Raw genomic sequence first — 7,793 nt, 5'->3', positions numbered from 1 at the left:
GTTTATGCAGAAGGTGATGATCCGGAAGTAGATTGCTTTGCTGTAGAACCAAAGGGATTTGGATTTACTGATGAGTATGCATGGGTTATTCAGACTCCAATTGTTCAAAAAGAAATGGAAGAAAAACTTGCTGGAATCTTTGAAGGTCAGAATTACAAGATGTTTGTTGAATTGACTGGAGTTTCTGATGAGGGAGTGGTTGAGGCCTTTTCAACAACTATTTATATTGATAATTCTGACTCTGTTGTTACAGATTCAATAATGGAAAAAATCGTATCTATAATTAGCGATGAACCTAGATACTGCAAAATATATATGTATTCTTTTAAGAAACCAGTTGTAGATCAAATAACAACTAAAGAGCATAATAGAAGTTTTGATACGGATGATGTTAAGAGCCTTTATATGAGCACACCAATTGATCGGCGAGAAGGAAAAGGATGGAGAAGAAATGACTGATGAAAAGCTTGCATTGCTAGAACATATTACATACATAGATGAAAATGTGCTTAGAGCGGCTGGTATTTATTCTAAAATTCTAGATATAATAGAGGAAGTAACTGTTGAAGATATTCTGCAAGATTTCGACGAAACAGCCCTCAATAACCTTCGCAACTACAGGAAAAAGACATTATTCAATATCGGAAATGAAGAAAAACAAAATATTGTTGATGGCGCTTTAATTAGTGGTAAAGATTGGGCGAACATTATAGAAACAATTAGGAGCGATGAAGAGCTAAAGAATCTAGTTGTAAAGGATTCAGAGCAAATTACTACAAAAAAAGGTAAAAAGTATAATCTCCAAATATGTTATCAAGAGCCAGTTACTAAGCAAGGAATAATTACTTACAAAGGTACTACGGGATATGAGGAGTGGGACGATAATGTCAAAGCAATTTATCAAAAAGATACGCCCTGCCAAGATAATGCTCTAAAGTTTTTTCAGAGAAACGAGAAATACTTTGATGACATAGTACTTGTAGGCCATTCAAAGGGTGGAAACAAAGCCATGTACACAACTATAGTCTCAGATTCAGACAAAATATCTAAGTGCATAGGAATGGATGGACAGGGATTTTCCAATGAATTCTTAAAAGGATATGAATCACAAATAGAAAAACATGGCAGCAAGATTACAAACTACTCATTAGACAGAGATTTTGTACATGTGTTAATGAAGCAAATTCCAAATTCTGAACAAAAGTATTGTGAAGCTTATGGAGTGCAAAAATGGGCGCAGTTTCATACCCCATTTTCTATGTTTAAATCTCAGGATGGGAAAATGGAGTTAAATGGTTCTGACAAGAGTCCAGTATTCGTAAATACGAATGAGAATAGATACACGGCTTTATTACGAAAGTTTACGACGTATTTGATGGATAAGGGAAAGCCAGAAGATGTAGAAAAGATTGTTAATTATATAGGCCCTTTTTTAGGTGATTTTTTAGGTAACGGAAGTTTATTAAAAGCGATCCAGCAAGCTAAAGGTGGCAATTTTATTAATTTGATAAGAATATTCAAAGAGGCCATACAGTTTAGCAAAACAGAGAATGTGACACTGAAAGATTGGCGAGGATTCTTTCGAACTTTTGGCTTAAAAGATACAGGGGAAGATAATACTGAAAGTATAGACAATCAACAGACAGTCTACAATGTAAAAACGGATGAAAATGTTATTGAATTTCCAACACTAGAATCGCAAGATTCATTAAAATCAAAAAAGATAATTACCGAACAACGAGATCCTTATGAAAAAAAATATATGTTCAAATCCCATAAACCGGAGGCGGAGACTATTAATCAGGTGATTAGTATAGAGCAACCACAATGGGATGTGGAATGTGAAAGATGAAACTAGGGGACGGAGTTAGTGGTCCATTTTATTTTTGGACCTATAACCCCGTCCTCTAGTTTTTTTTATTTAAATTTCAAAATAAAAACTCAAAAAAAATATTAAAACCATTATTTAAATAAGTGTCACTAATTGTTTTATAAAACCACAAGAAAAGGAACTGACAATTATGAAAAGAAAATTATTTTCAATGCTAATGGCTGGATTAATGATAACAAATAGTACTCTGGTAGCATTTGCAAAAGAAATGCCAGAAGAAACAATTGTCGAATCCACCCAAGAAAGCGAAGAGGTTTCGAATGACACTGTACAGGAGATAAATGAATCTTCTAACAGTCAGTCAGAAGATACTTTAGAAGACGAAAACTCAAATGAAAAGGATGGTGATGAAAAAGATACTGTGGAAACAGAACAGTTTTCAGATGATGAAGAAGTACTAGAGCAAGAAAAGCTATTTGATGAAGATGGCAACCCAATCGAAGAGGATGAAAATCTTGATGAAGATGAAGAACTCATCGAAGAGGAGGAAGAGCTCATCGAAGAGGAGGATGAAGACCTTGGGAAAATTATCAAATTTGAGCCTTTATCTAATATTAAATTCGATTGTACGCCTTCAATAGAAGAAATAGAAGCGGCTCTTCCCAAAACAGTTACGGCGATAGTAAAAGGTAAAGATGAAGATGAAGAAATCAGTATCGACATAAGCTTTAATTATGATGATTATTCAAATATCGCAAAAGACGATACTAATAATTTAAACGACGAGACTTTATCGTATACTCTTGAAGCTAATGTATCTACTTCATATGAGATTGTTGATGGTTTATCAAACCCTACATTGAATATTACAGTATTAAATGAAGGGCTTGAGCTTAGTTATCAGGAATTAACTGACGAAGAGTCACGGATTACCGTATCTGGAATGTTACCAGCAGGTTCTAAATTAGTTCTTGATTATGATGTCTGCGCACCAGATTCAATTAAAGAACCAATTTTAGAGGCATGGAGTAATGAAGATACAGAATCAAATTTTATTGAACATCCATATTTTCAGATTGTAACTGGTCTTTCTATAGTCGATGGAAATGACAATATTTTTACTCCAATTGAAGGATATGATTTGCTTGTTACCATCAAATTAACTGATGAAGACATAGAAAGAATTGCAGGTCATAACTACAATGTTTTTTATGGAGAAAATGAAATTGAACATAGTTTTTCGGTAGAAGATAAGACGATTTCCTTTCGATATAGTGATTCGTTTGATGGAGATATTCTTACTATCACAGGAATAGAGAATCAATATTATTACACTGTTACATTTAACATCTTATCAAAGAAAGACGGAACTGATTATCAAATGAGTTCATCTAGTCGTTTGTTAAGAGGTTCTAAGGTAATCATTCCAGAGTTTTATGATATTGACCATCCTAAAATTAGTGATATGGATTGGTCCGATGTTGAAGAGATTGTAACTCATGATGCTGTTTATACAAAATATATTGATTCCAAATCATATGATATTGAAACTGGATCTGAAGATGAGGTATTAGAAGCGGAGAGTTATGGAGAAATACTCGAAGTAGAAAAAATTGAAAATGAAAGCAATATTTCAGAAGAATCTGTAGACGATAGCTTATCAAGAGAGGCAGAAGACAAGGTTACTAATAATGAATCTACAGAAGATGATTCAAAAAATAGCTCTTCAGGAGAAACAGCATCTTCTGAAATTATAAGTAAGGAAGAAGATATAGTTATTCCCGATAGCGATTCGGATGATAACGAATCGGGGGAAGATATTCTCGATTAAAGGACTAAATTTATGAAAAGAACAATTCATACATTAGCATTATGTGCAATTATCATCATTTCTTTGGTAGCTTGTTCGGGTTTTTCATTTAAAGCAAATGATTCAACCGACGGACAAAATTCCAATGATAAAATAAAAACTTCCGCCATTGCTGGAGAATCTACGTCCGTCAATACAATTTGTTACGATTTGTTATCTGATAACTGCAAAGAAATATACGATGAACTCCTTTTGGCATTTCAGAACTTCGAAAGCGAAGTGATAGTAAGTGGCTCGGAAGAAGACATCGAATTGGCATATAGAAATATACTTTCAGATCATCCGGAAATCTTTTATATATCAGGATATGTATATAAAGACAAATCAAATATTGTTGATAGGAATAATTTTATTATTTATCCAAGTTACACAGAAGATAAAGATTCATATGAGGAATTACTTTCTAAGGCAGATGATGTGGCAAATAGCTGGATTGAAAAAATACCTGATACTTACAACGAATATGATATTTCAAAATATTTGTTTGAAAAAGTAATAGAAAACACATCCTATGTGACTGATACAACTCATAATCAGGATATGTTATCTGTATTTTTATTTAATCAATCTGTTTGCGGGGGATATTCTCAAGGATACTCATATTTGATGCAAAAGTGTGGGATTCCATGTGCCACTATCTATGGCGTAGTTGATGAAGAAAATCATTCTTGGAATGTAAGTATTATAGATAACAATTATTACATGTCGGATTTAACAAATGGTGATAGTAAATTCATTTTAGATGATGAAAAAATAAGTTATGTCAATTATTCATATTTCAATGTTCTGCCAGATTGTGTGACGGATTACGTTCCTTCATGTACTACGATTTCATGCAATGCAACAGATCTTTGTTATTTTATAAAAGACAATTCTTATTATGAGGTATTTGATGATGCAGTGATTGAAAAGAAAATTGTTGCCAGTTTGGAAGATGGTGATAAATATTTAACTCTTTGTTTTGCAACAGAAGATGGTTTGTTAGCTGCCGAAGAAATTCTTTTTGATAGAGGATATATAGCAAAGTATTATAGTTCAACATCTATAAAATATATTGATTCATCCCGCTTTCATACTATAACTATATTTTTCTAATAAGGAGCAGATATGAAAAAGAAAAAACTAAATGTTCTTTATGTAATCCTAGTAACAATTATATTAAGCGTTTATGTAGGAATCCTATTTGTCGTTTCAATGAAACACATTATGTCTCTTAATGATTGCTTTGATATTTTAAAGGATAATCCAGACATGACTGTATCAATTATTAATTTTAACGCGGATTCCTGGGCTACATATTTATATGTAGAAAAAATCCTTGGAGTAGTTGGCCTTTTGATAATTCTGCTCAATGCATTCTTTATTAATATGCTTTTGAAAGCGTATAAAGGTATAACTCTTAACATGCTCTCAGGCAAAGTTGAAAAAACTGATAGCGGAAGAATTAAAGAATTAGAACGTAAGCTAAAAGCTATAGAAGAGGAACTTGATAATGCTAAAAATGAACTTATTACAAAAGAGTTGTTTATAGAAGAACTACAGTTAATTAGGCAAGAGGGATAATAATTGGGCGGGGTTGCATATTATTTTTACGAAAAAAATTTTTAAAATCCACGTTTTTTTACTATAAAAAATATTCCATTCCCATTACTTAAGAGAAGAACAATAAATGGATTCTTCATGGAATAACAAAATCTTTATTTTTAAAAACGGAGGTTAAAATTTATGAAAAAAAGTAATTCTGTTCTTTCGTCACTTAAAACAAGGGCTGGTAGAGCGTATGTGATGGGAGCAACAACAGCAACAGCAATATGCCATCCAATTACAGCATTTGCAGCGTCTTCGGATTCTTCAGGAATCCAGAATGGTGCAATTTCTATCGCAACTCTTTTGGTAACAGTATTCGCACTTGTTGGTTTGTATTACCTTCTTCCATCAGCATACAAGGTATTTACAGCATTCAAGGAAGGTCGAGGCGATGATATTCATGATTCTGCAAAGGGAGTAATCGTAGGTCTTGCGCTTATCTTCTTTAGAGTCTTTGCTTGGCCTTCAATCTCTGAGCTTATTTCTCAGGCACTCTAAAACTATTATGGGAAAAGAAAAAGGGACTTTTCTATTATAGAAGATGTCCCTTTTTTGTAAGAAAGGACAAACATGGGAAATTTAAATACATATTTTAATGACTTTTATAACATTCTTTCAATGATTATATCTGTTATTGGAGTATTTTTTGTTCTTCCAGGCGTATTTAAAATTATTGCTGGTTTTAGAAATAGCAATGGTGATGAATTACATGCCGGTGGTAAGGATGTAGTTCTTGGAGCAGTATTCCTGTTTTTTGGTGTATTTATACTTCCTACACTGCAAAACGTACAAAATAATTTGTCTTCAAGCAGTGGTAACACAACATCATTTTCAGTTGAATCAGCTTTAAGTGAAGATGATATTAATTCAACTAGTTGGCAAACAGATACCTATACAACAGGTGGTGGAGAATCATACACTTGGGATGATGCTTCTAACTGGTATCAAACTTTTACAATTGGTGGAGGGGGTATTTATGGTAAGGCTCTAAAATTTATTTACCATGCAACTAGTTCAGCTACAGATATTATGTCTGGTACTGGAGAAGGTTCTTATATCGCAACAATACAATCCGCGCTTACTAGCTTTGTAAAAAATGCTATTGAAGGTTTAAAACCGGTAGGCTTCGCAATTACACTTTTATTCTTCCTGACATCAGTCATTGAATTAGCTAAAGAAGAAAGATTGACAATTGAAACCTTTATAAAACACTTTGCTCGTTTCTTTATTGCCGCTGCATTTATAGTAAATGCAGATAAGATATACGGAGCATTATATAACATAGGTAATGAACTGGGAGTATATTTACAGACGTACTTGGAAAGTACAGGGGCTACCTATTCTGATAGTACTGATTGGGGGAATTATATGGCAAGAAAGTTGTTTGAAGCTGATGTGGCATCCCTTCCAGTAGACGGTTCCCTTGATATGGTAAAAGGTATTGTTAACCTTGCTTCAGTCCTACCTTCAGGCCTTTTAATTTGCCTAGCAGCTGCTGCTATGCTTGCGGTCATGTATTTTATTTCATTTTCAAGATTACTTGAAATGAGTATTAGAGGAATATTTATTCCAGTTGCAATGGGGCTTCTAGCCGATGATGGTTGGAGAGGTGCAGGTGGAAGATATTTAAAGAAATTTTTAGCCGTATGTGCTCAAGTAGCGGTGCTTGTAGCTATATCATCTGTAGCGACCTACATCATAACAAGTGCTTCCGATTCCATATTAGGTGGTGATGATATTATGGGAGCTTTAATAATACTGCTAGGTATAGGTTTTTCCATGGTTTCGGTAATGTTTAAATCAATCGGAATAACAAATGACGTATTTGGCGCTTAATAATAACGTGGCTTGTAGGGCCCTTAGAAAAAAGGAGTTAGCATATGGATATGACAAAAACTTCTGCTGGTAATGATTATGAGAATGTTCTTGATAATTTAACCGAATATATTCAAGCAAAAAAGATTTCAAGTTTTAATGAATTGACAAGATATGCAAAAGAAACCTTCGGTATATTAGGTCTTAATGTGGTTTCAACTAAAACTAAATATTTCACAGCGCTTGTAGATTCATTTAAGGAGGTGGTTGCATGATTGGTGCTCCAATTCCACAGGATATATTGAAATACGAAGCTAAATTAGTAGGTAATTTTACTGCAAGACAAACAATAATTTATGGTGCGGGATTGAGTTTGGCAGCAATGATAGATTTAAAAATTCTGCCAAGTTACGTGCCTAAAGAGATTAAATTTTATGTGGCTGCGGCAATATTAATTGTATTTTTTGCTTGGGGTAATGTTAAACCTTTTGGACAACCTTTAGAAAAAGTTATTATTCCAATATTACAAGATAATTTTTTGAAACCAGCAGTTAGAGTAAAGGCTTATGATCGTGCTGAACATGAAAAAGAATTTAATAAGCCTTTAAAAAGCTCTGATCTTAAAGACAGAGCAAAAAAATCAAAAACAATAAAATGTTATTAAACACTTTATTTTTTAAACAAGGAGTT

General features: G+C 33.2%; 9 protein-coding genes. All 9 read left to right on the top strand.

What is annotated here, in order from left to right:
• On the top strand, window positions 1-459 hold a 459-nt coding region (locus BLP50_RS14340), incomplete at its 5' end, for a hypothetical protein (RefSeq protein WP_176753766.1).
• Window positions 452-1,852, top strand: coding sequence for an Mbeg1-like protein (locus tag BLP50_RS11075; RefSeq protein WP_090154707.1), 1,401 nt, complete (start codon window positions 452-454; stop codon window positions 1,850-1,852). The genes BLP50_RS14340 and BLP50_RS11075, both read left to right, overlap by 8 nt.
• Window positions 1,853-2,021: 169 nt before the next feature.
• Window positions 2,022-3,662 (top strand): hypothetical protein, encoded by a 1,641-nt coding sequence (locus tag BLP50_RS11070; protein ID WP_090154704.1) that lies wholly within the window; start codon window positions 2,022-2,024, stop codon window positions 3,660-3,662.
• 12 nt (window positions 3,663-3,674) lie between these two features.
• Window positions 3,675-4,796, top strand: a complete 1,122-nt coding sequence (locus tag BLP50_RS11065) for a transglutaminase domain-containing protein (protein ID WP_090154701.1) — start codon at window positions 3,675-3,677, stop codon at window positions 4,794-4,796.
• Window positions 4,797-4,808: 12 nt separating this feature from the next.
• Entirely contained in the window at window positions 4,809-5,264 is a 456-nt protein-coding gene (locus BLP50_RS11060) for a hypothetical protein (RefSeq protein WP_090154699.1), read from the top strand.
• A gap of 162 nt (window positions 5,265-5,426) precedes the next feature.
• Entirely contained in the window at window positions 5,427-5,786 is a 360-nt protein-coding gene (locus BLP50_RS11055) for a hypothetical protein (RefSeq protein ID WP_090154697.1), read from the top strand.
• A 72-nt stretch (window positions 5,787-5,858) separates the two neighbouring features.
• Window positions 5,859-7,124: a hypothetical protein gene (locus BLP50_RS11050; protein WP_090154695.1), complete on the top strand. Its 1,266-nt coding sequence runs from the start codon at window positions 5,859-5,861 to the stop codon at window positions 7,122-7,124.
• Between the two features lie 44 nt (window positions 7,125-7,168).
• A complete protein-coding gene (locus BLP50_RS11045; RefSeq protein ID WP_090154693.1) occupies window positions 7,169-7,378 on the top strand; it encodes a Rep family protein in 210 nt (69 codons plus the stop codon).
• Window positions 7,375-7,767 (top strand): PrgI family protein, encoded by a 393-nt coding sequence (locus BLP50_RS11040; protein ID WP_090154691.1) that lies wholly within the window; start codon window positions 7,375-7,377, stop codon window positions 7,765-7,767. The genes BLP50_RS11045 and BLP50_RS11040 overlap by 4 nt, the downstream gene beginning before the upstream one ends.
• Window positions 7,768-7,793 lie beyond the last annotated feature (26 nt).

Origin of the sequence: Pseudobutyrivibrio sp. AR14 (assembly GCF_900101325.1) — a bacterium.
In the GTDB taxonomy this organism is placed as follows: Bacteria; Bacillota; Clostridia; order Lachnospirales; family Lachnospiraceae; genus Pseudobutyrivibrio.
The sequence above is the reverse complement of the archived record's forward strand: the minus strand, read 5'-3'. Positions and strand labels throughout refer to the sequence as shown.

Bases quoted from the DNA above. Each gene is read 5' to 3' on its own strand.
- BLP50_RS11075 (WP_090154707.1), top strand. From the start codon at position 452: ATGACTGATGAAAAGCTTGCATTGCTAGAACATATTACATACATAGAT.
- BLP50_RS11070 (WP_090154704.1), top strand. From the start codon at position 2,022: ATGAAAAGAAAATTATTTTCAATGCTAATGGCTGGATTAATGATAACA.
- BLP50_RS11065 (WP_090154701.1), top strand. From the start codon at position 3,675: ATGAAAAGAACAATTCATACATTAGCATTATGTGCAATTATCATCATT.
- BLP50_RS11060 (WP_090154699.1), top strand. From the start codon at position 4,809: ATGAAAAAGAAAAAACTAAATGTTCTTTATGTAATCCTAGTAACAATT.
- BLP50_RS11055 (WP_090154697.1), top strand. From the start codon at position 5,427: ATGAAAAAAAGTAATTCTGTTCTTTCGTCACTTAAAACAAGGGCTGGT.
- BLP50_RS11050 (WP_090154695.1), top strand. From the start codon at position 5,859: ATGGGAAATTTAAATACATATTTTAATGACTTTTATAACATTCTTTCA.
- BLP50_RS11045 (WP_090154693.1), top strand. From the start codon at position 7,169: ATGGATATGACAAAAACTTCTGCTGGTAATGATTATGAGAATGTTCTT.
- BLP50_RS11040 (WP_090154691.1), top strand. From the start codon at position 7,375: ATGATTGGTGCTCCAATTCCACAGGATATATTGAAATACGAAGCTAAA.